Source organism: Lentzea sp. HUAS TT2, from assembly GCF_051853195.1.
Classification (GTDB): domain Bacteria; phylum Actinomycetota; class Actinomycetes; order Mycobacteriales; family Pseudonocardiaceae; genus Lentzea.
In genome coordinates, this window is sequence record NZ_CP196667.1 from 2,933,978 (window position 1) to 2,955,847 (window position 21,870).

The 21,870-nt window shown below is 66.2% G+C and carries 24 protein-coding genes; 12 read left to right on the top strand and 12 right to left on the bottom strand.

All coding sequences use genetic code 11. The annotated features are described in order from the left end of the window. The first annotated feature begins 15 nt into the window (after positions 1 to 15). Positions 16 to 1,878 carry a glycosyltransferase gene (locus ACSHWB_RS14665; RefSeq protein ID WP_439662577.1) on the top strand — a complete coding sequence of 621 codons (1,863 nt, stop codon included), beginning with the start codon at positions 16 to 18 and terminating at the stop codon, positions 1,876 to 1,878. On the opposite strand, the gene ACSHWB_RS14670 is transcribed toward ACSHWB_RS14665, so the two are convergent. From ACSHWB_RS14670 to ACSHWB_RS14710, 9 genes are all read right to left on the bottom strand, one after another. Further along, on the bottom strand, positions 1,875 to 2,687 hold the full coding sequence (locus ACSHWB_RS14670) for a carbohydrate ABC transporter permease (RefSeq protein ID WP_439662578.1): 813 nt from the start codon (positions 2,685 to 2,687) through the stop codon (positions 1,875 to 1,877). The two genes, ACSHWB_RS14665 and ACSHWB_RS14670, sit on opposite strands and share 4 nt — an antisense overlap. Further along, complete coding sequence (locus tag ACSHWB_RS14675) at positions 2,684 to 3,559, bottom strand: carbohydrate ABC transporter permease (RefSeq protein WP_439662579.1); 876 nt, start codon at positions 3,557 to 3,559, stop codon at positions 2,684 to 2,686. Before ACSHWB_RS14675 ends, ACSHWB_RS14670 begins: the two co-directional genes overlap by 4 nt. After that, the gene (locus ACSHWB_RS14680) at positions 3,556 to 4,758 is read right to left on the bottom strand and encodes an ABC transporter substrate-binding protein (RefSeq protein ID WP_439662580.1); all 1,203 of its coding nucleotides are present in this window, start codon (positions 4,756 to 4,758) and stop codon (positions 3,556 to 3,558) included. Before ACSHWB_RS14680 ends, ACSHWB_RS14675 begins: the two co-directional genes overlap by 4 nt. Positions 4,759 to 4,825: 67 nt before the next feature. Beyond that, positions 4,826 to 5,020 (bottom strand): hypothetical protein, encoded by a 195-nt coding sequence (locus ACSHWB_RS14685; protein ID WP_439662581.1) that lies wholly within the window; start codon positions 5,018 to 5,020, stop codon positions 4,826 to 4,828. 75 nt (positions 5,021 to 5,095) lie between these two features. Then, positions 5,096 to 5,998, bottom strand: a complete 903-nt coding sequence (glfT1, locus tag ACSHWB_RS14690; RefSeq protein ID WP_439662582.1) for a galactofuranosyltransferase GlfT1 — start codon at positions 5,996 to 5,998, stop codon at positions 5,096 to 5,098. 3 nt (positions 5,999 to 6,001) lie between these two features. Beyond that, on the bottom strand, positions 6,002 to 6,802 hold the full coding sequence (wzt, locus tag ACSHWB_RS14695) for a galactan export ABC transporter ATP-binding subunit Wzt/RfbE (protein WP_258946786.1): 801 nt from the start codon (positions 6,800 to 6,802) through the stop codon (positions 6,002 to 6,004). 16 nt (positions 6,803 to 6,818) lie between these two features. Further along, positions 6,819 to 7,733: a galactan export ABC transporter permease subunit Wzm/RfbD gene (gene wzm, locus ACSHWB_RS14700; RefSeq protein ID WP_439662583.1), complete on the bottom strand. Its 915-nt coding sequence runs from the start codon at positions 7,731 to 7,733 to the stop codon at positions 6,819 to 6,821. Between the two features lie 59 nt (positions 7,734 to 7,792). Further along, entirely contained in the window at positions 7,793 to 8,623 is an 831-nt protein-coding gene (locus ACSHWB_RS14705) for a class I SAM-dependent methyltransferase (RefSeq protein ID WP_439662584.1), read from the bottom strand. Between the two features lie 56 nt (positions 8,624 to 8,679). Then, positions 8,680 to 9,156 carry a bacterial proteasome activator family protein gene (locus ACSHWB_RS14710; RefSeq protein ID WP_439662585.1) on the bottom strand — a complete coding sequence of 159 codons (477 nt, stop codon included), beginning with the start codon at positions 9,154 to 9,156 and terminating at the stop codon, positions 8,680 to 8,682. A gap of 89 nt (positions 9,157 to 9,245) precedes the next feature. Here ACSHWB_RS14710 and ACSHWB_RS14715 point away from each other — a divergent pair, with 89 nt between their 5' ends. Further along, entirely contained in the window at positions 9,246 to 10,445 is a 1,200-nt protein-coding gene (locus ACSHWB_RS14715) for a cysteine desulfurase-like protein (RefSeq protein ID WP_439662586.1), read from the top strand. Positions 10,446 to 10,450: 5 nt separating this feature from the next. Beyond that, positions 10,451 to 11,110 carry a class I SAM-dependent methyltransferase gene (locus ACSHWB_RS14720; RefSeq protein WP_439662587.1) on the top strand — a complete coding sequence of 220 codons (660 nt, stop codon included), beginning with the start codon at positions 10,451 to 10,453 and terminating at the stop codon, positions 11,108 to 11,110. Here ACSHWB_RS14720 and ACSHWB_RS14725 read toward each other — a convergent pair. Then, positions 11,094 to 12,059, bottom strand: a complete 966-nt coding sequence (locus ACSHWB_RS14725; RefSeq protein WP_439662588.1) for an NAD(P)H-quinone oxidoreductase — start codon at positions 12,057 to 12,059, stop codon at positions 11,094 to 11,096. The two genes, ACSHWB_RS14720 and ACSHWB_RS14725, sit on opposite strands and share 17 nt — an antisense overlap. A gap of 45 nt (positions 12,060 to 12,104) precedes the next feature. Here ACSHWB_RS14725 and ACSHWB_RS14730 point away from each other — a divergent pair, with 45 nt between their 5' ends. From ACSHWB_RS14730 to ACSHWB_RS14750, 5 genes are all read left to right on the top strand, one after another. Beyond that, positions 12,105 to 12,737, top strand: a complete 633-nt coding sequence (locus ACSHWB_RS14730) for a GNAT family N-acetyltransferase (RefSeq protein WP_439662589.1) — start codon at positions 12,105 to 12,107, stop codon at positions 12,735 to 12,737. A gap of 78 nt (positions 12,738 to 12,815) precedes the next feature. Next, on the top strand, positions 12,816 to 14,327 hold the full coding sequence (locus ACSHWB_RS14735) for a M28 family metallopeptidase (protein ID WP_439662590.1): 1,512 nt from the start codon (positions 12,816 to 12,818) through the stop codon (positions 14,325 to 14,327). A 165-nt stretch (positions 14,328 to 14,492) separates the two neighbouring features. Next, positions 14,493 to 16,199 carry a hypothetical protein gene (locus tag ACSHWB_RS14740; protein WP_439662591.1) on the top strand — a complete coding sequence of 569 codons (1,707 nt, stop codon included), beginning with the start codon at positions 14,493 to 14,495 and terminating at the stop codon, positions 16,197 to 16,199. Between the two features lie 955 nt (positions 16,200 to 17,154). Further along, the gene (locus tag ACSHWB_RS14745) at positions 17,155 to 17,865 is read left to right on the top strand and encodes a hypothetical protein (RefSeq protein ID WP_439662592.1); all 711 of its coding nucleotides are present in this window, start codon (positions 17,155 to 17,157) and stop codon (positions 17,863 to 17,865) included. Next, on the top strand, positions 17,862 to 18,425 hold the full coding sequence (locus tag ACSHWB_RS14750) for a TIGR02391 family protein (RefSeq protein ID WP_439662593.1): 564 nt from the start codon (positions 17,862 to 17,864) through the stop codon (positions 18,423 to 18,425). Before ACSHWB_RS14745 ends, ACSHWB_RS14750 begins: the two co-directional genes overlap by 4 nt. A 37-nt stretch (positions 18,426 to 18,462) precedes the next feature. Here ACSHWB_RS14750 and ACSHWB_RS14755 read toward each other — a convergent pair whose 3' ends face one another. Beyond that, the gene (locus ACSHWB_RS14755; protein WP_439662594.1) at positions 18,463 to 19,176 is read right to left on the bottom strand and encodes an HAD family hydrolase; all 714 of its coding nucleotides are present in this window, start codon (positions 19,174 to 19,176) and stop codon (positions 18,463 to 18,465) included. Then, positions 19,173 to 20,015, bottom strand: coding sequence for a GntR family transcriptional regulator (locus ACSHWB_RS14760; RefSeq protein WP_439662595.1), 843 nt, complete (start codon positions 20,013 to 20,015; stop codon positions 19,173 to 19,175). The genes ACSHWB_RS14755 and ACSHWB_RS14760 overlap by 4 nt, the downstream gene beginning before the upstream one ends. Positions 20,016 to 20,218: 203 nt before the next feature. Between ACSHWB_RS14760 and ACSHWB_RS14765 the strand changes: the two genes are divergently transcribed. From ACSHWB_RS14765 to ACSHWB_RS14780, 4 genes are all read left to right on the top strand, one after another. Continuing rightward, positions 20,219 to 20,695, top strand: coding sequence for a hypothetical protein (locus ACSHWB_RS14765; RefSeq protein WP_439662596.1), 477 nt, complete (start codon positions 20,219 to 20,221; stop codon positions 20,693 to 20,695). Between the two features lie 2 nt (positions 20,696 to 20,697). Continuing rightward, positions 20,698 to 20,964, top strand: coding sequence for a hypothetical protein (locus ACSHWB_RS14770; RefSeq protein WP_439662597.1), 267 nt, complete (start codon positions 20,698 to 20,700; stop codon positions 20,962 to 20,964). After that, positions 20,964 to 21,236 carry a hypothetical protein gene (locus ACSHWB_RS14775; protein ID WP_439662598.1) on the top strand — a complete coding sequence of 91 codons (273 nt, stop codon included), beginning with the start codon at positions 20,964 to 20,966 and terminating at the stop codon, positions 21,234 to 21,236. The genes ACSHWB_RS14770 and ACSHWB_RS14775 overlap by 1 nt, the downstream gene beginning before the upstream one ends. A 419-nt stretch (positions 21,237 to 21,655) precedes the next feature. Next, positions 21,656 to 21,862: a hypothetical protein gene (locus ACSHWB_RS14780; RefSeq protein WP_439662599.1), complete on the top strand. Its 207-nt coding sequence runs from the start codon at positions 21,656 to 21,658 to the stop codon at positions 21,860 to 21,862. Positions 21,863 to 21,870 lie beyond the last annotated feature (8 nt).

Below are 21,870 nucleotides of genomic sequence, written 5' to 3' on the forward strand. Positions count from 1 at the left end.
GACAGGGGAAGGTCTGTGGACCAGAACTGCGTGCTGCAACGGGTGATCCTGCCTCGCGACGATGACCCGCTCGACGTCCGGCCGCTGTACCTGGACGAGCCGGACACGGTGCACTGCCACGTCGCGTCCCGCCGCAGCGCCACGGTTCCCCCGTCGGCGAAGGTCTCCTTCTCCACCTACTTCAACGCCTTCCCCGCCTCCTACTGGAAGCGCTGGACGACCGTCGACGAGGTCGTGCTGCGGGTCTCGGTGCGCGGCACGGGTCGCATCGACGTGTACCGCTCCCGTCCGTCCGGCGACATCATCCACATCGAGGGCCAGTACGTCCGCGACGCGGGCGAGTGGGCCGACGTCGAGTTCACGGTGTCGCTCAAGCCGTTCGAGGACGGCGGATGGATCTGGTTCGACGTGTTCACCGACGACGCGCCGCTGGAGATCCGCGAGGCGGCGTGGACGGTGCGCGAGCCGTTGCCCGCTCAGAAGGTCGCCATCGGCATGACGACGATGCGCCCGGTCGACGCGGTGATCGCGTTGCGCGCCCTCGGCGAGGACCCCGCGGTGCTCGACGTGCTCGGCAAGGTCTTCGTCGCCGACCAGGGAGCCGTGAAAGTCCGCGACACCAAGGGTTTCGCGGAGGCGGCGGCGCTGCTCGGCGACAAGCTGGAGGTCATCGAGCAGGACAACCTCGGTGGCTCCGGCGGGTTCACCCGCGGCATGTTCGAGGCGATCGAGCACAGCGATGCCGACCAGATCATGTTGATGGACGACGACATCCGCCTCGAGCCGGACGCGGTGCTGCGGTCCAACGCGTTCGCCCGCGCAGCGGCGGAACCGGTGATCGTCGGCAGCCACATGCTGAACCTGCACTCGCGGGCCCGTCTGCACAGCTTCGCGGAGATCGTCGACCTCAACACGTGCTTCTGGCGCGCGGCACCGGGCGCGGTCACCGATCACAACTTCGCCACCGACTCGCTGCGGGAGACCAAGGAACTGCACCCGCGGGTCAACGCCACCTACAACGGCTGGTGGATGTGCCTGTTCCCGCGTGAGATCGTGCGCCGCATCGGTTATCCGCTGCCGTTGTTCATCAAGTGGGACGACGCCGAGTACTCGTTGCGGGCACTGGAGCACGGCTTCCCGACGGTGTCGCTGCCGGGCTCCGCGGTGTGGCACATGCCGTGGACCGACAAGAACGACTCGACGGACTGGCAGGCGTACTTCCACACGCGCAACCGGCTGATCCTCGCCGCCCTGCACAGTCCGTACGACGTGAAGTCCGGCATCGTGAAGCACGGTCTGAAGCTCACGCTGCGACACCTGCTGTCGATGGAGTACTCGACCGTCATGTTGCAGCAGAAGGCGATCGAGGACTTCCTCGCCGGCCCGTCGCTGCTCTTCGACTCGCTGCGCACCGCGTTGCCGGAGGTGCGCAAGCTGCGCGCCGAGTACTCCGACGCGCAGACCCTGCCGTCCGCTCGTGAGTTCCCGCCGCCGACCTTCGACCAGGTGCGCGCCGAGGCCCTGCTGCAGCCGTCGACGTCGAGGATCACCACGGCGAAGCGCGCGGCCAAGTCGCTGCTGCACAACCTTCGCCAGCCCTCACCGGACGCCTCCGGCAGCCCGCAGATGAACGTGCCGGCGTTGAGCGCCCGGTGGTTCCTGCTCGGCAACCTGGACAGCGCGACCGTCTCCACCGCAGACGGCACGGCGGTGGCGTTCTACAAGCGCGACCCGAAGGAGTTCCGCGCGCTGGCCGCGAGGGCTGCCCGCAACTACCGCAGGCTCGGTCAGGAGTGGGACCAGCTCAAGCGGGTCTACCGGGCCGCGCTGCCGGAGCTGACCTCGACCGAGTCGTGGCGCAAGGTGTTCGACCGCTAGTTCTTGATCCCGGTCTCCGTCACCCCTCTCACCAGGAACCGCTGCATCGCCACGAACACGATGACCAGCGGGGTGACGGAGACCGCCGCAGCCAGGAACAGCTCGTGCACGTTGATCGACTGAGCCGTGAGGAACGTCGACAGCGCCACCTGCACCGTCCACGAGTCCTGGTCCTGCGCGATCACCAACGGCCACAGGAACTGGTTCCACGACGTCACGAACGCGATCACGCCGAGTGCGGCGAAGAACCCGCGTGAGTTCGGCACGACAACGCGCCAGAACGTGCCCCAGTGCCCGAGCCCGTCGATTCGCGCGGCTTCCTCCAGCTCGCGCGGAAAGTTCAGGAAGTACTGCCGGAACAGGAAGGCCGTGAACCCGCTGAACAGTCCGGGGATCACGAGTCCACGCAGGTCCGAGACCCAGCCCAGCGTCGACACGACGACGAACGTGGGCACGAACGTCACCGCGGCGGGAACCATCAGAGTGGCCACTACGAGGTAGAAGACGACATTCGAGTACCGGTAAGGAATTCGAGCCAGCCCGTACCCCGCCATCGAGCACAACAACAGTTGACCGGCGGTCTGCAGAACGGCCACCACCAACGAGTTCAGCATGCTGCGCACCAGCGGCACGGCGGGATCGCTGAACAGTTCGGCGAAGTTCTCCCAGCGCACCGACGACGGCAGGAACGTCCACGACGTCGCGCTGATCTCGGACTCCGCCACCAACCCGTTGCGCACCACCAGGTAGAAGGGCACCAGGAACAGCACGGCCGCCACGGACAAAGCCAGGTACCTCAGGGCTTTCACCGCCGCACCGCCTTTCCCTGCAGCAGCGTCACGCCGATGATCAGCACCGTCAGGATCACCGCGCCCGCGCTGCCGTGCCCGAAGTCCTGCCCGCCGCTGCCCAAAGCCGTGTAGTACAGGTAGATCAGCGGTGGCCGGGCGAACGGTGGATAGCCGCGATCGGTGCCCAGCACGTTGTAGAACTCGTCGAACGCCTGATAGGCGCCGATCAAGAGCAGCAACAACACGGCGACCGACGTCGTGCGCAGCTGGGGCAGCGTGACGAACCGGAACGCCTGCCACGGCCGTGCGCCGTCGAGTGCCGCCGCCTCGTGCAGAACGCGCGGAATCCGTTGCAGGCCGGCGATGAAGAGGATCATGTAGAACCCGAGCTGCAACCAGAGCCGCAACGACACGAGCACGAGCCAGTACCAGGGCGGGGACGTGGAGACCGTCCACGCCACGGGTTCCGCGCCGAAGAGGTCCAGCACCGTGTTCGCGAGGCCGGAGCGCAGCCCGTTGAAGATCGAGAGCTTCCACACCAGCGATGCCACGACGTACGAGCACGCCGTCGGCAGGAAGAACACCGACCGGAAGAACGCCTGCATGAAGCTGATCTGGTCGACCAGCAACGCGAGCGCGAGGGCCAGCACGAACGTCAGCGGCACGATGAAGGCGGCGAACACGCTGAACGTGCCGAGGCTGCTCAGGAACGGCCCGTCGGTCAGCATGTCCACGTAGTTGCGCAGCCCGACGAACTCGGTGGGCGTCACCGTGTTGCGCGCGTCGAAGAACGACAGCAGCAGGCTCCACCCGATCGGCACGTACACGAACACGAGCAGTCCGATCGCGAACGGCCCGACGAACAGCCAGAACGCACGCCCGTGCTTCATCCGTAGAGGCGCTTCAGCTCGTCCCGCGTCTTCTGTGCCGCCGCCTTGATCTCAGCGTCGGCGGAAGCGCCGTCACGCACCACCCGCGACACCGCGTCGTTGAACGCGGTCCGCATCACCGAGGTCCAGTCCGGCGGGTTCGACGCCTTCGCGCTGTTCTCCACGAGCCTGACCGCGTCCAACGCCGAACCGTCCGACAGCTTGGTCGCCTTCTCCGCGATGCTCCTGCGCGGCGGGATGTGGAAGCCGTAGCTCAGGTTGAAGTCCTCCTGGTAGTCGGTCCGCTCGATCCACAGCCACTTCACGAACTCCTTGGCCTCGTCGACCCGCTTCGACCTGGCGTTGACCATCGCGCCGAACGCCCCGACCGGCACGCTGGCCCTGCCGCTGCCGGTGAGCTTCGGGAACGGCAGCACGCCGAAGTCGTCACCCAGCGCCTTCTGGATCGCCGGCACGGCCCACAACCCCGTCCACTGCATGGCGACCAGGCCCTGGGTGAACGCGTCCGGCTCCGCCCAGTCCTTCACCGCGCCGAGCAGCAGGCCGCCGCTGGTGTACAGCTCGCGCAGCTTGCCGATCGCCTGCGCCGCAACGGGATCGTCGAACCCGACCTGGTGGTCGCGCACGTAGTCGAGTCCGGCAGACCACAGCGAGGGACCGCCCAGCACCCCGCCGCCACCGTCGTTGCCGGCGAAGAGTCCCTTGACCCCGCCGCGGTTGAGGCGCTTCACCGCGTCGACCAGCTCGTCCACAGTGGACGGCGGCTTCACCCCTGCCTGGTCGAGGAAGCTCCTGCGGTAGAACAGCATCTGCATGTCGACGGCCTGCGGTACCCCGTAGATCTTCCCGTCAACGGTGTGCGTCGCGAGAATCGACTCGGAGAAATCGCTCCTGGCGTCGCCGAAGACGTCGTCGAGCGGCACGAGCTGACCCGCCCGGACCGAGCTGATCTGCGGGGTGGACTCGAAGACGTCCGGTCCGCCGTCGGACAGCAGGCTCGTCGCGAGCTTGGAGTCGTAGTCGCCGGGGTTCCACTGCACGTCGACCTGGGTCTTCGTGAACGCCTTGGCGTAGCGCTCCACGGCCTGCTGCACGCCGGGCTCGCCGTACGCGTGGTACCACTGCTTGAGGGCCTGGCCGGTACCGCCCCTGCCGGTGTTCGAACCGCACGCCGCGAGCAATGCGGACGCGCCCGCCAAGGAGAGAAGTCTGCGTCGGGAGATCACCCATCACGTCTTACTCCGATCACGTCGGGTGCGCGAGTGGTTACTCGAAGTGTGCGACCACGACGTTGGAGAAGTTGACGACGTACTCGGTGCCGTCCGGTCCCGCGATCGGCTGGGTGTGGCCGTTGCGGACGATCTGCGTCAGCCGTGGCGCGAGGTCGTCCCGCGTCTCCTGGGTGACGGTGAGGCTGATGGGGTTCGGGTTCGCGGCGAGGAACAGCACGAGTCGGCTCATGCGTTCAGCCAACCGCGTCCCGCGGCTGCTGGAGGGCGGTTCCGCTCGTAGCGATTCCGCCCTCGGCAGACCACGTCACTTGCGGAAGAAGCGCTCCCGCTGACCGAGGCGCACGAGCTTCAGCCACTCGACGAACGCCTTCGGGTCCCGCTTCACACCGAGGAAGTACAGCCCGAACCGGAACACCTCAAGCGCACCGAGCTTGCGCATGCCCGGCTGCGACAGCAGGTACCCGCGGTTGCGGTAGGTGTAGTAGCGCTTGATCGGGTTCTCCGGGTCCTGGGCGTGGAACTTGCCGCCCAGCATCGGCTTGAACTCGTCCGAGCCGTCCGGGTGCACGTACGCGACCCGCAGCGACGTGCCGAACGGCAGCCCCGACCGCACCATGCGCCGGTGGATCTCCACCTCGTCGCCGCGGAAGAACAGCCGGTAGTCCGGCACGCCCACGACGTCCAGCGTGGAGGCCCGAAACAGCGCCCCGTTGAACAGCGAGGCGATGCCCGGCAGGAAGTCGGTGCCGAGTTCGGCGGCCGAACGCTTCCACGTCAGGCCGCGGCGCATCGGGAACGCGAGCTTGTCCGGGCTCTCGATGTTCGTGACGACGGGGGAGATCTCCGCGAGGTTGCGGCGCTCCGCCTCCTCCAGCAGCACGGCCAGCACGTTCTCGTCGGCCGGGCGGCCGTCGTCGTCGGCCAGCCACACCCAGTCCGCGCCGAGGGACAGCGCGTGCAGGATGCCCAGCGCGAAACCGCCCGCGCCGCCGAGGTTGCGGTGCGACGGCAGGTAGGTCGTGGGGAGCGGGCACTGCTCGACGAGGTCGCCGACCGGCTGGTCGGGACCGTTGTCGACGACGACCAGGTGGTCGGGCACGCGCGTCTGGGTCGCCAGTGCCTTCAGCGACTCGGACAGCAGTTCCCTGCGGTGGCGGGTGACCACCACCGCGACTACGGAGCCCTTGGGCAGTGCCTCGAGGTTCATGCTCTACTCGCCACCGTTTCCGCTGAGGACGGGGGTCTCCTCGTGTGGGTGCATCCGCTCGAAGGGGTCGTAACCCTTGTACGCGGTCAGCACCTCGCGAAGGCTTCCGAACATCTTGACGTGGCCTTCGTCCATCCAGATCGCCTTGTCGCAGAAATCCGCGAGGAACTCGTCGGAGTGGTTCGCGAACACCAGCAGACCGGAGCGGGCGACCAGGCTCTTGAGGCGGTCGCGGGCCTTCGCCATGAACGCGGCGTCGACCGCGCCGATGCCCTCGTCGAGCAGCAGGATCTCCGGGTTGATCGACGTGACCACGCCGAGGGCCAACCGGACGCGCATGCCCGTCGAGTACGTGCGCAGCGGCATCTGCAGGTAGTCACCGAGCTCGGTGAACTGCGCGATGTCGTCGACGCGGGACTCCATCTGCTTGCGGCTCATGCCGAGGAACAGGCCGCGGATCATGATGTTCTCGTACCCGGAGATCTCCGGGTCCATGCCGACGCCGAGGTCGAAGACCGGCGCCACCTTGCCGACGATGCGCGACTGGCCGCGGGTGGGCTCGTAGATGCCCGCCAGCAGGCGCAGCAGCGTCGACTTGCCTGCGCCGTTGTGGCCGACCAGGCCGACGCGGTCGCCGTCCTTGATCGACAGCGTGATGTCGTGCAGGGCTTCGATTATCGGGACGCGGCCCTCGGACTCGATCTTGCCGCCGACCTTGCCGAGCGCGAGCTTCTTCAGCGACCTCGACTTCGCGTCGAAGATCGGGAAGTCGACCGATGCGTTCCAGACGTCGATGCTGACCATGGGTGTCGACCTCCTTCTAGACCCAGTAGGAAACGCGGGCGCGGTAGTTGCGCAGGATCACCAGCGCGGCGAACCAGCCGACGACCGTGAACCCGCCGACGACGGCCCAGTGGTGCCAGTCGACCGCGTGGCCGAGCAGCGGGGCCCTGACCACCTCGACGAAGTGGTACACGGGGTTGAGCTCGGCGATCAGAATGCGCCAGTTGTTGTCGCCGCCGCCGGTGACCCGCTGCAGCACGCCCGCGTCCCAGACGATCGGCGTCATGAAGAAGACCAGGTTGATGAAGCTGGTCACGACCGGGGGGATGTCGCGGAAGCGGGTGCTGATGACGCCGAACAGCAGGGCGACCCACACCGCGTTCACGGCGAGCAGTGCGAAGCCCGGGATCGCGAGGACCATGGTCCAGCTGAGGCCGGGGTGTTCGATGCCGCCCTTGGTGATCGTGTACGGGTGGTCGAGCGCCGTGAAGAAGATGGCGAGCACCACCGCGTAGACCACGAGGTTGTGCAGCAGGAACAGCACCTGGCGCCACACCATGCGCATCACGTGGACCGTGATCGGCGCGGGGAGGTGCTTGATGAGCCCCTCGTTCGCGATGAACACGTCCGTGCCCTCGGTGATGCAGCCGAGGATGAAGTTCCAGATGATGAAGCCGGCCGTCACGTACGGCAGGAACGTGGGGACGTTCGTGTCGAACAGCACGGAGTACAGCAAGCCCAGCGCCAGCGCCGTGGTGCCCATCGAGATCGTGATCCACAACGGCCCGATGACCGAACGGCGGTAGCGCTGCTTGATGTCCTGCCAGCCGAGGTGGCCCCACAGCTCGCGGTGGTCCCATGCCTCCCGCACGTCCGCGAACGCGCGTTTGAAGCTGCGCGACTTGACGGGAGGAGGCGCCTCTGCTTGGCCGAGCGTACTGGTGGCTTGCACGAGGACTGAGCGTACCGGCGACCACCGGCGGGCATGCTTACTGGTCGGTCACGGTGCGATCAGACCTTGATCACCTTGACGATGACCTGTTCGTGGTCGTAGGTGTACCCGAGGTAGTCGAACTCCAGGCCGTGCGCCGCCACGTGCTCCAGCCAGGCCTTGTGCTCGTGCTCCTGCCACTGCGGGTAGTTGAAGTACTCGTCGAAGACGATGATGCTGCCCTCGACCAGACGGGGTCCGACCAGGTCGAGAACGGTCTTGGTGGACGAGTACAGGTCGCAGTCGACGTGCAGGAACGTGACGGGCCCCTCGTGGTCGACGAGGAACTTCGGCAGCGTCTCGTCGAACCACCCGGCGACGAGCTCGGCACCGGGCACGTCCGGCAGGCCGTCCATCGTGAAGGTGCCGGCGGGGAACCCGTTGCGCCAGTTCTCCGGCAGACCCTCGAAGGAGTCGAAGCCGTAGACGTCGGCGCCCTCCCGGGCGTTCGCGATGATCTTGAGCGTGCCGCCGGTGTAGACGCCGAACTCCAGCGCCATGCCACCCTCCGGCGCCTGGGCCAGCGCGAACTCCAGGGTCTCCTGCGGCGAGCCGAAGTGCGGGACCCGCGGCATGTTCCTGTGGACGAACTGAGCGCTCTGCAGCGCCGCTTCCCTGTCCGCGGCGAACACGATGTCGCGGCGGGCCCGCACCTCGTGCCCCACGGTGTGGTCGACGATCCGGTTCGCCTGCTGCGAGACCTCGTCGCGCAGCCCGTTCAGCTGGGCCTGGATCTGCTCGATCCGCTCCTGCTGCGGCTTCAGCGCATCCTGGATGAGTTCGATCGCTTTGACACGAAGCTTGTGACGAAGCTGCTTGGCCTGCAGGCCATTGCGGACTCGGTCGAGCACGGTGGCTCCTCTCCAGAACGGTCAGCGCATCGTAGAGCCACCACCGCGTCACTCAGCTAGAGGTACTGACCCGTTCCTTTGCCGGTTGTTCCGCCTTCGTTACCTTCGCCGCCACTGCCGGCGGGAAGCGCGCGGCCACGCATGTGCTCCAGCTGCGACCGCGCCGCCATCTGCTGGGCGAACAGTGCCGTCTGGATGCCGTGGAAGAGGCCCTCCAGCCAGCCGACGAGCTGGGCCTGCGCGATCCGCAGCTCGGCGTCGGACGGGGTGCCGTCCTCGGTGAACGGCAGAGACAGGCGCTCCAGCTCATCGCGCAGCTCCGGCGCCAGGCCGTCCTCGAGCTCCTCGATCGACCGCTTGTGGATCTCCTTGAGCCGGTTGCGGCTGGCCTCGTCCAGAGGTGCCGCCCGCACCTCCTCCAGCAGCTGCTTGATCATCGTGCCGATCCGCATCACCTTGGCCGGCTGTTCGACGAGGTCGGCGATGTCGCCGTCCTGGCCGCCGACGATTACGACGGGCTGCTCCTGGTTCATGGGTTCATCCTCGCGTCTTTCACGTTTTGACCGTAATCCGGGTGGGGCTGGTCGTCGCAGTGTTTGCTCGCATACGTACGGTGTGTGTCATGGCGTTCGACGTCGCGCGAGTACGAGGGCTCTTCCCCGCGCTCGGCGACGGCTGGGTTCATCTCGACGCACCGGCCGGCATGCAGGTGCCGGAACAGGTCGCCACCGCCGTCTCCACCGCGTTGCGCGCACCGGTCTCCGGACCCGGTGGCATCTTCCCGGCGTCCCAACGGGCCCAGGGCATCGTGGACGCCGCCCGCAGATCCGTCGCGGACCTCGTCGGCGCCGATCCCGCCGGTGTCGTGCTGGGCCCGTCGTCCGCCGTCCTGTTGCAACGCCTCGCCGACGCCATGACCGACGACTGGTTCATGGGCGACGAAGTCCTGGTTTCCCGCTTGGACCATCCGGCGAACATCGCGCCGTGGTTGCGTGCCACACAACGCACCGGCAGCGCGGTCAAATGGGCAGAAATCGACATCGAGACCTGCGAACTGCCGAGCTGGCAGTTCGACGAGCTGGTCACCGACCGCACCAAGCTGATCGCCATCACGGCGGCGTCCGGAGTGGTCGGCACCCGGCCGGACCTCGGCAAGATCTCCGCGGTGGCCCGCGCGCACGGGTCGCTGATGGTCGTGGACGCCTCCGCCGCGGCGCCGTTCGTGCCGTTGGACATCGTTGGCATGGGCGCCGACGTCGTGGCCCTGTCCGCCGGTCAGTGGGGTGGCCCGCCGGTCGGCGCGCTGGTGTTCCGCGACCCGTCGGTGCTGGAGCGGCTGCCGTCGGTCTCGGTCGACCCGATGGCACGCGGGCCCGAACGGCTGGAGCTCGGTCCGCACGCGTACCCGATGCTCGCCGGGCTCGTTGCGTCGGTGGAGTACCTGGCGGACCTCGACGACGCGGCCTCAGGAACGCGCCGCGAGCGGCTGCTCACGTCGTTGGGATCGGTGAAGGCCTACCAGGCGGGGCTGCTCGCTAATCTGATCAACGAACTGCGTTCGCTGCGGCACGTGATGGTGATCGGCGACGCCATGCGGCGGGTGCCCGCGCTGGCGTTCTCGATCGCCGGGGTCAAGGCGGAGGACGGCGTCGAACACCTCGCGTCGCGGGGCGTCTGCGCGTTCGCCGACCCCGGCCAGCACGGGGTGTTCTCGGTGCTGGGGGTCGGTGAGATCGGCGGCGCCATCCGCATCGGGCTCGCGCACTACACGAACGCCGTCGAGATGGACGACCTGGTGCGGGCGGTGTCCGAACTGGGCTGAGGGACATGGGAGATCTTCACTTGGACGACTCGCTGGCTCGCGAGCTCGCCGATCTCTCGGCCCTGCAGCGCCTCGGTTCGCTGAACACCGAGTACCTGCCGGTGCTGTCCGGTGATCTCCGGCCGGCGGCACTGGTCGCCGTGATGGACGAGATCGTGCTCGGCGCGCGGACCGTCCTGGTCGAACTGGGCTGCGGCTCGTCCTCCGTGTTGCTGGCGCGTTTGTTGCAGCAGCGCGGGTTCGGGCACCTGCTGTCGATCGAGCACGACGAGCGCATGGCTGCTTTTGTTGCCTCACAACTACGACGTGAAGGTCTCGGCTCCGTCGCCCGCGTCGTGCACGCGCCGTTGTCGCGGCATCCGGCGGCGTTGTCGCGGCACGGCCAGTGGTACGCGCCGAAGCTGGTGCACGACGAGGTGCTCGGGTACGTCGAGCGGTTCGGCCTGGTGGACCTGCTCCTCGTCGACGGGCCCGGCTTCGGCGACTCGCGTTATCCGGCGCTGCCCGTGCTGCGCGCCGTGCTGGCGCCGGGGGCGACGGTGCTGGCCGACGACGCCGACCGGCCGGACGAGCAGGTGGTGCTGACGCGGTGGTCCGAGGAGTTCGGGCTGGAGTTCCGCACGGCTCCCCGGACCTCGCTGGCCGTGGCTACCGTTCCCGCCTGAGCAGGACCTTGCCGAAGACGTCGCTGGCCTCCAGCAGGCGGTGCGCCTCCGCGGCGTCCGACATCGGCACGACCTGGCCGACGATCGGCTTCACCGCGCCGCTCTCGATCAGCGGCCACAGGTGTTCGCGGACCTGGGCGACGATCGCGCCCTTGCTGTCGACGCTGCGGCCGCGCAGCCCCGTCGCCATCACTGACGCGCGCTTCTGCAGCAGCTTGCCGATCGGCAGCTCGCCCTTCACGCCGCCCTGCATGCCGATGATCATCAGCCGACCGTCCGGGGCGAGGACGTCGATGTTGCGGGGGAGGTAGGCGGCGCCCATGTTGTCGAGGACGACGTCGGCGCTTTTCACCTCGGCGACGAAGTCCTGGGTCTTGTAGTTGACCGTGATGTCCGCGCCGAGCTCGGCGCACTTCCGCAGCCGCTCGTCCGATCCCGCGGTGACGGCGACGGTCGCGCCGAGGGCCTTGGCGACCTGGATCGCGTGCGTGCCGATGCCGCCGGCACCGCCGTGCACGAGGAACGTCTCGCCGAGCTTGAGCCTGCCGTCCATCACGACGTTCGACCACACGGTGCACGCGACCTCGGGCAGCGCCGCCGCCGTGACGAGGTCGACGCCCTGGGGGAGCGGCAGGACCTGCGGCGCCGGGACGACGACCTTCTCCGCGTAGCCGCCGCCGGCCAGCAACGCGCACACCTCGTCGCCGACGTTCCAGCCCGTGACGTCCTCGCCGAGCGCCGCGATCGTGCCGGAGCACTCCAGTCCGATGACGTCGGACGCGCCGGGCGGCGGTGGGTAGAGACCCTGTCGCTGCAACAGGTCCGCGCGGTTGACCGCACTCGCGGCCACGTCGATCAGCACCTCGCCCCTGCCGGGGACCGGGTCGGCGACCTCGGTCCACTCGAGCACCTCGGGGCCGCCGGGTTCGCGCACTGTGATGGCATGCATACAGTCGACCGTAATACCGTTCGACAGGTCCGGCACCATCGGATCATGGACGCCTGGCCACTGCGACATCTGGTCCTCCGCACCCCGCGCCTGGAACTGCGCCCGGACGACGACCCCGGGCTGTTCGAACTCGTCGACGTGGCGCTCGCGGGCGTGCACGACCCGGCCGAGATGCCGTTCTACGTGCCGTGGACCGACACGCTCCCCGACGACCGCGGGCTCGGCCTGCTCCAGCACTTCTGGGGTCAGCGCGCGAAGTTCGCCGCGAAGGACTGGGTGATCAGCTTCGTCGTCCGGCACGAGGGCAGGGCGATCGGTGTGCAGGACATCGGTGCGCGCGACTTCGGCGTGCTGCGCGAGGTGAACACGGGCTCGTGGCTCGGCAAGGAGTTCCACGGCAACGGGTTCGGCACGGAAATGCGTGTCGCCGTGCTGCAGTTCGCGTTCGACCACCTGGGCGCGCACATCGCTCGTTCGGCGGCTTGGCAGGGAAACCATGCGTCCAATCGTGTGAGCGCGAAGCTCGGTTACGCGCACGACGGCACGATAGGTGCGGCACCGCGCGGAGAACGCCTTGAGCACGTGCGATTGCGTCTGGACAAGGCGGATTTCGTGCGCCCGGAATGGAACACCGCTGTCGAAGGGCTAGCGGAGTGTGTTCAGCTGATCACCAGCTGAACTCCCGCCGACCGACGGATTGTGTCGTGGGTCTCCCTTTTGTGAGGGTTCAGCCATCTCGAACGAAGGGGAACGTTCATGTCCGGCAGAACCAAGCTGGCGACTGTGCTTGCCATCTCGGCACTAGTCGCCGCCCCTACCGCCACGGCGTCCGCCGCCGCTGAGCCGGCAGGTCCCGCTCTGGCCAAGAAGCTGGCCAAGAAGGTGACCGTCGAAGGTGTCAACCGGCACCTCATCGCGTTCCAGCGCATCGCCGACCGCAACGGCGGCAACCGCGCGGCCCTGACGCCCGGCTACAACGCCAGCGTCGACTACGTCGCGGGCAAGCTCCGCGACGAGGGCTTCATCGTCACCACGCCGACGTTCACGTACGACATCAACGTCAACGACGCCGAGACCGCCAGGGTCGACGGCGTGAACTACCAGGCGTTGATCCTGGTGGCATCGCCGCAGACCCCGGTCGGCGGTGTGACGGGCCCGCTGCGCGTGGTCCCGGAGGACGCCACCACGGGCTGCGAGGCCACCGACTTCGCGGGCCAGGACTTCACCGGCTCCGTGGCCCTCATCCGCCGCGGCGGATGCACGTTCGAGCAGAAGCACCTCAACGCGTTCGCCGCGGGCGCCACCGCCGTCCTGGTCTCGAACAACGTCGCCGGCCCGCTGGCGAACGTGACGCTGACCAATCCCGGCAAGATCCCGACCGGCGGCATCTCCCAGGCCGACGGCAACACCCTGGCGACGAAGGCGGGCAGCCCCGTCACCGTCGACATGCGCTCGCACACCGAGTCCCGCACCGAGCGCAACGTCATCGCCGAGACCCGCACCGGCCGCAAGAACAACGTCGTCATGGCCGGCTCGCACCTCGACAGCGTCGAGCTCGGCGCCGGCATCAACGACAACGGCTCCGGCTCCGCCGCACTGCTCGAGACCGCGCTGCAGCTCGGTTCCCGCCCGAAGGTCGACAACGCCATCCGGTTCGCCTGGTGGGGTGCCGAGGAGCGGGGCCTCATCGGTTCCGAGGAGTGGGTCCGCTCGCTGACGTTCGAACAGCAGCTGGACATCGCGCTGTACCTGAACTTCGACATGGTCGGCTCCCCGAACGCCGCGTACTTCATCTACGACGGCGACGACTCCGACGCCACCGGCGCGGGCCCCGGCCCGTTCGGCTCGGCCCAGATCGAGAAGGCCTTCGCGGACTACTTCGCCGCCAAGGGCGTCCCCACCGAGGGCACCGACTTCTCGGGTCGTTCCGACTACGGCGAGTTCATCGCGCAGGGCATTCCGGCCGGCGGCCTCTTCACCGGCGCCGAAGGCGTCAAGACCGCGGCCCAGGCAGCGAAGTGGGGCGGCACGGCAGGCGTCGCGTACGACCCGTGCTACCACTCGAAGTGCGACAACCTCGGCAACATCGACCGAGTCGCCCTCGGCCGCAACGCCGGCGCCATCGCGTTCGTCACCGCCGCCTACGGTGTGTCCACTGAGGACGTCAACGGCGTGCCGCCGCGCTCGAAGCGGGCCGAGGCTCGTTCCTCCGCGGCACTGATGAAGACGGCTTCGCACGACGACCACTCGCACGCGGCCGTCTCGTAGTCGCTCCACATCGCTGAAAACAGGGCGGCGCACCGATTCGGTGCGCCGCCCTTGTCGTCCGAGCCCACGGGTGGGGACAGACGAGGGCTTCATACCCGCTCAGTAAGGTGACAGCCGCGCACCTGTCGCGCAGACAGTCCCGAACAGTCGGATGGAGATCCAGCCGTGGGCGAATCCGTAAGCGTGGTGGAGGCCCAGCCCGAGGACACCCAGAGGCTCGCCCCCGCCCGTGACGAGCGCGATGCCGAGCCGGCTCCGCCCGCGAGCCGAGGACGTCGTGCGCTGCTCGTCCTCGCCGAAGCCGTCGTTTCGATCAGCATGGCTCTCATCATGGTCGTGCTGGCCCGCCGGCTCGAGATCAACCCGATGGACCGGATCGGCCAGGTCAGCGGCCTCGCGGCACTGCAGCTGAGGTACGCCCTGCTGGCACTGGTCTTCCTCGTCGCACTGGTGGTCGCCGCACGAAGCCGCTGGGCCGTGCTCTCCCCACTGGCAGAACGACTGGCCGCAGCCGCGGTCGCCGGCCTGACGACCGGCCTGATCGGCGGCGCGGTGGCGGTGGCGCTGAAGGGCTCGCACTGGGGCCTCAACGCCTCCTTCGGCGATGGCGCGGCCATCGTGCGCACCGTGAAACTCGTGATCGACACGGGAGGCATGCAGGCGGACTACCCGCCGGGGTCGATCTACGGCCTCGCCTGGTACAGCCAGCTGACCGGCAGCAGCCCCGACCAGGCGCTCAAGGCGTCGCAGATCATCGGAACCGCGTTGTTCGGCCCGATCGCCTACCTCGCGTGGCGCCTTCTGCTGCCCCCGTTGTGGGCGCTGGGCATCGGCATCGTGCCCGCGCTGCCCCTCATCGAGCCGTACAAGTTCTACGTCACGATCATGCTGATCGTGCTGATCCCGTTGCTGCTCAAGCTGCTCCAGCAGTTGCGCAGGGCGGCAACGATCCCGTGGTCCCGGCTGGTGCTCACAGGCGTGGGCATCGGCTCGGCGATGGGCCTGATCTTCCTGATCTACTCGGGCTGGTTCGTGTGGTCAGCGCCCGGAGTGCTCGTGACCGCGCTCGTGGTGTTCCCGTGGCGCACCGGTCTTCTCCGCGGCCTCACACTGACCGCCGTCACCACCGCCATGTTCGTCCTGGTGAGCTCACGGCACCTGTTCGGCCTGCTGACGGCGTCGACCTCGGTCAAGGACCAGTACTTCCACATCGACACCTGGGTCGAGCCCACCTACTTCGTCATGGGCAAGGGCGACCTGCCGGGCTCGAACCCCGGCCCGTGGCCGCCGCCCGGCGAACTCGGCGGCGTGGGCCTGTTCACCCTGCTGCTGTTCGTGGGCCTGGTAGTGCTGATCGTGGTGGCACGCCGCCGAACGATCGTCATCGCACTGAGCAGCATCATCGCGGGCTCCTGGGTGCTCAGGTACCACTTCGCCTCGCAGATGTACGGCACGGACTCCGTGCAGCTCTACCCGCGCACCTCGCCGCAGCTCCTGTACTGCTTCCTGCTCGCAGGCGGCTTCGCGATCTACTACATCGCCAGGTCGCAGACGGTGCGCACCCGCCTGGCCAACCTGTCCCCGGCCTCGGCGAGCATCGGCGTGCTGGCAGGCCTCATGCTGCTCACCGCCTCAGCGGGTTCGGCGATCGGCGACAAGTACATGCCGCGCTCGGACAACTCGGTCGGATCACTGGCGTACAGCGCCCAGGTGACACGCGGCCCGGACGGCAAGTGTTCCCGGTTCACCTCGCCGGACCGGTACCCGTGCATGAGCCCGCAGGAACGCGGTGCCGAGATGTGGAAGACCGTCGTGGCGGGCAACACCTACCGCCCAGGCGAGCTGCCGCACTACCCGCCGCCGTACAAGTAGGACTCGAAAAGGGGTGGCTCACCGGTCGGTGAGCCACCCCTTTTGCGCTGGTCGATCCAGCGGAAGCGGAGGGATTTGAACCCCCGGACGGTTGCCCGTCTCCCGCTTTCAAGGCTGCATCTGGCTGTCCAGGCTTGTTCGGGTTAGTCCGCGGTTGTCGGTGTTGGCTGGTCAGGGGTGCTGTCCCGTCCCAACCTGTCCCGGACCGTTGCTACACCCGTCGCTACACCTCGTTCTGGTGGCTTGCCTGCTGGCTGTCCCGTCCCGCTGGTCCTCGGTGGGGCGGCTTTGGCATGTCCGGTGGCCGATGACGCGGAGCGTTGGCGGGCGTCGATCGCCGTGCCCGGCTCGGTCAGGTCTTGGATCGCGCGATCGTCCCGAGCCTGGCTGCTGGGAGCTCCTGGGCGTCGCCGTCGGCGGCGCGCTGCCGTGGATGGACGCCGGCCGCGCCGCACGGCCGACGGGCGGAGCGAAGCGGGAGCCCGGCGTGCCGGGATGGATGGGGAGCCGGTGCCAGCGTGACAGGCCCCGTGCGCGCCGCCGACGGCGGCGCGCCTTGATCCCATAGAGCCAAGTTCGGCAAGCACACCGACACATCCGTACGTCTCGGCCGACCAGGCCCGACTTCACTCATCTGATACTTGACAGTGTTGGATACAAGTTCGAGTATTCCGAGTTACCCGTCAAAGTGAGGTGATATCTAACGACTTGCCACCATTGATCATGGCAGACCTTCGGGTCGTACATCTGCGCTTTGACGTGTGCATGTACGCGTAGCAAGTACGCTATTCGAGTGAATTCGGGGACGTTACAGGGTATATCGAACCGTTACAGCCTCTCGTCAACTTTGTAGCCTCCAAGTGGCGGGTCGTAGCGCGGTTGATATTTCGACGGCCAGGCGACTGCATTTGAGTCTGTGCCGTGGCACGTCTCCGAGTCGAATTTTGGAGGAATTGTGGCCGCCACCGCATACCCAAAGATCCCATCTAAGGCTTGGCGTTTGCTGCGCTCGAAGGCAACCTTGGCCCCATCTACAAAATTCACGCCTTCCATAGTTGCAGCCATGCTTGAAATGGCAAGTCCAAAAAGTGCGTCCGACAACATTGTCGGCCCGCTTCGCCGCATGGGCTTGGTGACAGATGATGGCGGCCTGACTCCGAGGGGTGGAAAGTGGCGGGTCGACGCCAGCTACTCCGAAGCCTGTCAGGAAATTCTTGACGAGTTCTACCCAGGAGAACTTACGGCTCTGGTAGACGAGAACGGAGCGCCTGATAAGTCGCAGGTTCTTACATGGTTCCAGCATCAAGGATTCGGCGGATCCAACGCGACTCAAATGTGCGCCACGTACCTCATGATCGCGAGCAAGAAGATTCCAGAACCGCCGAACTCGGATTCAAAATCTAAAGCCACCACGAAGAAGCCTGCCCCTAAAAAGTCAACTCCTGGCTCTGTATCCAATAGCGCGGATCATGCAGAGTCGTCGGCAGGTAAGGATTCCGACGCTCGAATAGACAACCCTGCGCAGAATCACAACAGTCATCACGCTGCACCCAATAACGGACCCAACGTTCATCTCGACATCCAGATCCACATTCCTGCGGACGCAAGTCCAGAGCAGATCGACAGCATCTTTGCAAGCATGGCGAAGCACCTGTATCAGAAATGAGCGAGACGGCGGCCGGCAACGGGCTGGCAATAAAGATGGCTCAGTCAATCGCTGCGGATATTGCCGAGTACGGCAAGAACAGCTCGATCCACGGAAGTGGCGATCAAGAAGATGGAAAGAAGGATCTTCTTTCGCCAGACGATCAACTACTTGCAGACTTCGACAGGAGAATACTCGACCCAGACTTGCGAACTGCCGCGCGATCTAGGTTCGTATCGAAACACTATGCAGACGCGGTTGAGGCAGGCGTAAAGGCGCTCAATGAGTGCGTGCGAAAGCGGTCAGGCCGCACCGAAGACGGAGACAGCCTGATGACCGTGGCATTCTCCGCAAACGGGGGTCTCTTGCGGATCAACCCCGGAAGAACTAAGAGTGACGAAAGCGCCCAGCGTGGTCACATGTACCTCTGCCAGGGGGTAATCGGGGCATGGAGAAACCCAAGGGCCCATGCAATCGTGGATGACGAACCAGCGCGTGCCCTCATGATGCTTGAGACAATAAATGAGCTAATTACGATAACCCGACAGGCTAAGCGACGCAGAAAGAAAAAAGGGCCATAAAGCCCGGATTAGCCGACGTCAAACGGGGACATTCAGGTCACAATGTAAGTGCTTCTAGATAAACGCTTGTCACGTCCGTAATAACTACATCAGGAAACTCATTCAATAGCGCTTCAGTCTTACCTGGCTTGTTAGCGTAGCCGATTGAAGATACTCCCGCTGCGCGTGCAGCCTGGATATCAGTGACGGAGTCTCCGATCAGCGTGCAAGACCGGGCTGCTTCATGAAGGCCGGTCTTGGCGCGATCAATCAGGAACGGGTGCGGCTTCAAAAGTGAAGGATCCGCGTCATTGCGCGCAGATATGAGGTCAACACTGGAAACAAGACCATGAATAGAGAGGTAAGCCTCAACTGCTGCAGTACTGTTGTTGCTTACGATGGCCAGCTTGCGCCTGCTGGAACTCCATGACCGAATGAGGTCGTGTGCACCTTCTGTTGGTTGTGCAGTTGCTACGGCCTCGACTTCATGCGCCCGCAACGAGGCTTCGATGTAATGAGCCTCCTTGCCGCCAAGAGTAGCCGCGAAGCTAAGTACGTCGAATGGGTCATTCGTCTTCTGAATTTCTGGCGGAAGCTCATCGTAGCCACCGCCTGCCAGAACTTCGCGAAGCTGTTCAGCCACTGCAGGAGCCGGGAAACCCGCGAAAACTGAACAGACAGGCCCATCGAAGTCAAGCAGGAGAGCGCTCGTATCAATCAAGAGGCGACGCAAAGCGGCCGAGTCATCGACGAGAACCTTCTTTTCGGTCACCGCTGATACTCCGTTGAGACAGTGGTCCACATTGAGTCGAACCACATGCGCGCCTGCTCGACGTATTGACTTCCAGTGCTGGTGTCGTCGTCGGTGACGCTGTGGTGGAAGAGGATGGCTTCCTTGCCAACGAGGTCGTAGATCGGCTTTGGTTCGCCGTCGAAGCGGATCACATGCTCACGTACCGGGTAGAAGCCGAAGAAGGCTTCCTCGTTGTTGAGCAAGTAGAGCTTGAACAGCGGTGCGGCGCGGTGGACCTTGATCTCGACTGAGACGTCCTTGACTAGGCCGAGGTCTCCGAGTTCCTGGATGTTGTCGACGATCGCGAGGGTGTGGCGGCGCATGATCTCGTCCATGCGCTTGCGGAAGCCTGGGCTGTCCTGCAAGTCCTCGACCTGGCACGGGATCGCCCACGGCTGAGACGTGTCAGGAACGAGCATTCGGATGTTGATCGAGGCGGGCGTAAGTCGGCCGATTCGGATCTTGTCCAGCGGTTCCTGCATGACACCCTGCAAGGTCTCGCCCGAGAAGCCTGCGAAGTCGATGGAAACGCGCTCAGCCTCGAACGCGCGCTCGATATGAGGTCGGAGCCCTACTGGGCGCTCAGTGCGCTCGCGGACGAAGACGCCGCTGCCCTGTCGCGAGACGATCAGGCCTTCGTCACGCAGCTCGCGTAGTGCGTTCTGGACGGTCATCGGCGCGACTTCGTATTTCTTCGCCAGTTCAGCGCGCGAGGGCAGCTTGTCGCCGGCCTTGAAGACCTTGGTCAGGATGGCCGCCCGCAGTGCATTCGCCACCTGCACGTATGGCGGTCGCGGGTCGTCCGGGTCGAGTGCCACCTGTTGCTCCTCCTCTTGTGGACGTTCTGTTCGAGGCATCGCCAAACAGAACGCCTTCAGCCTAGGGCAACTTGTCTAGCCCGCCTAGGAAGCTAGCTCACCTGCGAAAACACCGATCCGCTTGACTTGGCTAGACAGGCTAGCTAGCTTGTAACTTGTCTAGGTCGTACAGACGGCCTAGCGGGGCTAGGGAGGTTGCAGTCATGGCGGTTCCGTACGGCACTCGCTTCGAGGCGTCGTTTGACCAGGTCTTTCCGCAGGGCGCGCTGATGGTCGGCGTGGTCGCTCCGGACATGGAGTACATGAGCAACGAGGACAAGGCGCGCGGCAAGCAAGCCAAGCAGAAGGTGGACGAGCGCTCCGGCAAGCGTCAGTGGAAGGTCGTTGTGACCGACCCGTCGGCCGAGAAGGAGCGGGACGCCTCGGTCACGATCACCGTGCTCGCAGACGTCCAGCCTGTCCCGCCTCAGGCCGTGCAGATCATGCCCGGCGTCGAGGTCCGGCCGGTCGCGTTCGAGGGGCTGACGGTTGAGCCACGCGTCATGGGAGACCGGTTCAAGTACCAGGGCTTCACGATCCGGGCCACGGGCCTTGCCTCGCCTCAGGTCGGTACTCCGCCCAAGCGTGAGAACAAGCCTGCGGGTCAGCAAGGGCAGACCGACCAGAAGTCGGCGGCCTAACAGTGGCGCGGCCGTCGCGTGAGGCGGTCGCCCGGTGGAACACCGCGTACGCGGAGCAGACGGCGGCCCTGTTCGCGGCGTCCAGGACGGGCGACAGGCAGGCACTTCTTCGTCTGGCTCTGGGCTACTCCGCGGTGGCGGAGGCGTGGCGGATCTTGGCCGCTGATCTGGCGGTGCCGCTGTGGGCTCGTCACGCCTGCTCCATCGCTGCTGAGGAGTTCGAGCGTCGCGCGCGGCTTGAGCAGTCCCGTTCTGGGGAGGAGTCGTGATGTTGAAGCTCATGATCTCGCCTGGACCTGCGGCCTCGGCGGACATCGTGGCGTGGCCTGGCTCGGACGCTGCGGAGCACTGCTTGCGGCTGAACCTCGATCCGGCGCAGATCGCTATCCACGTACCGGACGGGCCTGACGGTCGGGAGCGGTTGGCGGCGTTCCTGCGGACGCTGTCGCAGCACGCCGGCCTGTTGGCTGCGGTCCTCGAACCGTCCAAGGGTGCTGGCTGGGTCGGCAACACCCCTGCGCCGCTGGTGGAGCGCGGCTAGCCGTGTGAGGCGGTGGTGCCGGTGAGGCCTCGCCTGCTGGCTCGGTTGATGTACCGCCTGAACCTGACCGCCACGCACCCGGTGACCGGTCGGGTTCGGATGGAGTACCGGAACTGCTCGCGGTGTCTGGATGGCGGGTGGTTTCGCAAGACGGAGAGACGGCCGCTCTGCTCCTGGTGCAGGGCGCTCGCGAAGAAGCTCGCTCAGAGCTGATCCACAACTGAACAAACCGCGTTGGTGTGTGTCGCGCGGAAACAGTCCAAGTCTTGGCGGGCCTCGACTGTCTCCGGCGACGTACACCGACTCGAACGACCGTGAAATCGTTGCGACACAAGGGGATTCGAGTCATGCATAGGGTATCTGCGCGCACCTGGGGTGCGTCAAGTCGACAGGATCGTTTCGCCGCGATGGTGGAGCGTATGCAGGCTGTCGACACCTACACGGTGATGGTCGACGGCGGCAGGGTCGTCAGCCTCGAACTCACGCAGGCTCAGGCCGAAGGATTCGAGTGCCTGACGTGCAAGCGGCTGTGTGGCAACGGGTTGAGCGCGTTCCGGCCTGTCGGGTTCATCCCGAGCACGGGCATGGTGTTCCGCTGCATCTCGTGCTTGGGCGTGGCGGCATGAGCGGGACG

Bases quoted from the DNA above. Each gene is read 5' to 3' on its own strand.
- ACSHWB_RS14675 (WP_439662579.1), bottom strand. From the start codon at position 3,559: ATGAAGCACGGGCGTGCGTTCTGGCTGTTCGTCGGGCCGTTCGCGATC.
- ACSHWB_RS14725 (WP_439662588.1), bottom strand. From the start codon at position 12,059: ATGCATGCCATCACAGTGCGCGAACCCGGCGGCCCCGAGGTGCTCGAG.
- ACSHWB_RS14780 (WP_439662599.1), top strand. From the start codon at position 21,656: ATGCAGGCTGTCGACACCTACACGGTGATGGTCGACGGCGGCAGGGTC.
- ACSHWB_RS14730 (WP_439662589.1), top strand. From the start codon at position 12,105: ATGGACGCCTGGCCACTGCGACATCTGGTCCTCCGCACCCCGCGCCTG.
- wzt (WP_258946786.1), bottom strand. From the start codon at position 6,802: ATGGTCAGCATCGACGTCTGGAACGCATCGGTCGACTTCCCGATCTTC.
- ACSHWB_RS14765 (WP_439662596.1), top strand. From the start codon at position 20,219: ATGGCGGTTCCGTACGGCACTCGCTTCGAGGCGTCGTTTGACCAGGTC.
- ACSHWB_RS14715 (WP_439662586.1), top strand. From the start codon at position 9,246: ATGGCGTTCGACGTCGCGCGAGTACGAGGGCTCTTCCCCGCGCTCGGC.
- ACSHWB_RS14750 (WP_439662593.1), top strand. From the start codon at position 17,862: ATGAGCGAGACGGCGGCCGGCAACGGGCTGGCAATAAAGATGGCTCAG.
- ACSHWB_RS14685 (WP_439662581.1), bottom strand. From the start codon at position 5,020: ATGAGCCGACTCGTGCTGTTCCTCGCCGCGAACCCGAACCCCATCAGC.
- ACSHWB_RS14735 (WP_439662590.1), top strand. From the start codon at position 12,816: ATGTCCGGCAGAACCAAGCTGGCGACTGTGCTTGCCATCTCGGCACTA.
- glfT1 (WP_439662582.1), bottom strand. From the start codon at position 5,998: ATGAACCTCGAGGCACTGCCCAAGGGCTCCGTAGTCGCGGTGGTGGTC.
- ACSHWB_RS14720 (WP_439662587.1), top strand. From the start codon at position 10,451: ATGGGAGATCTTCACTTGGACGACTCGCTGGCTCGCGAGCTCGCCGAT.
- ACSHWB_RS14775 (WP_439662598.1), top strand. From the start codon at position 20,964: ATGTTGAAGCTCATGATCTCGCCTGGACCTGCGGCCTCGGCGGACATC.
- ACSHWB_RS14710 (WP_439662585.1), bottom strand. From the start codon at position 9,156: ATGAACCAGGAGCAGCCCGTCGTAATCGTCGGCGGCCAGGACGGCGAC.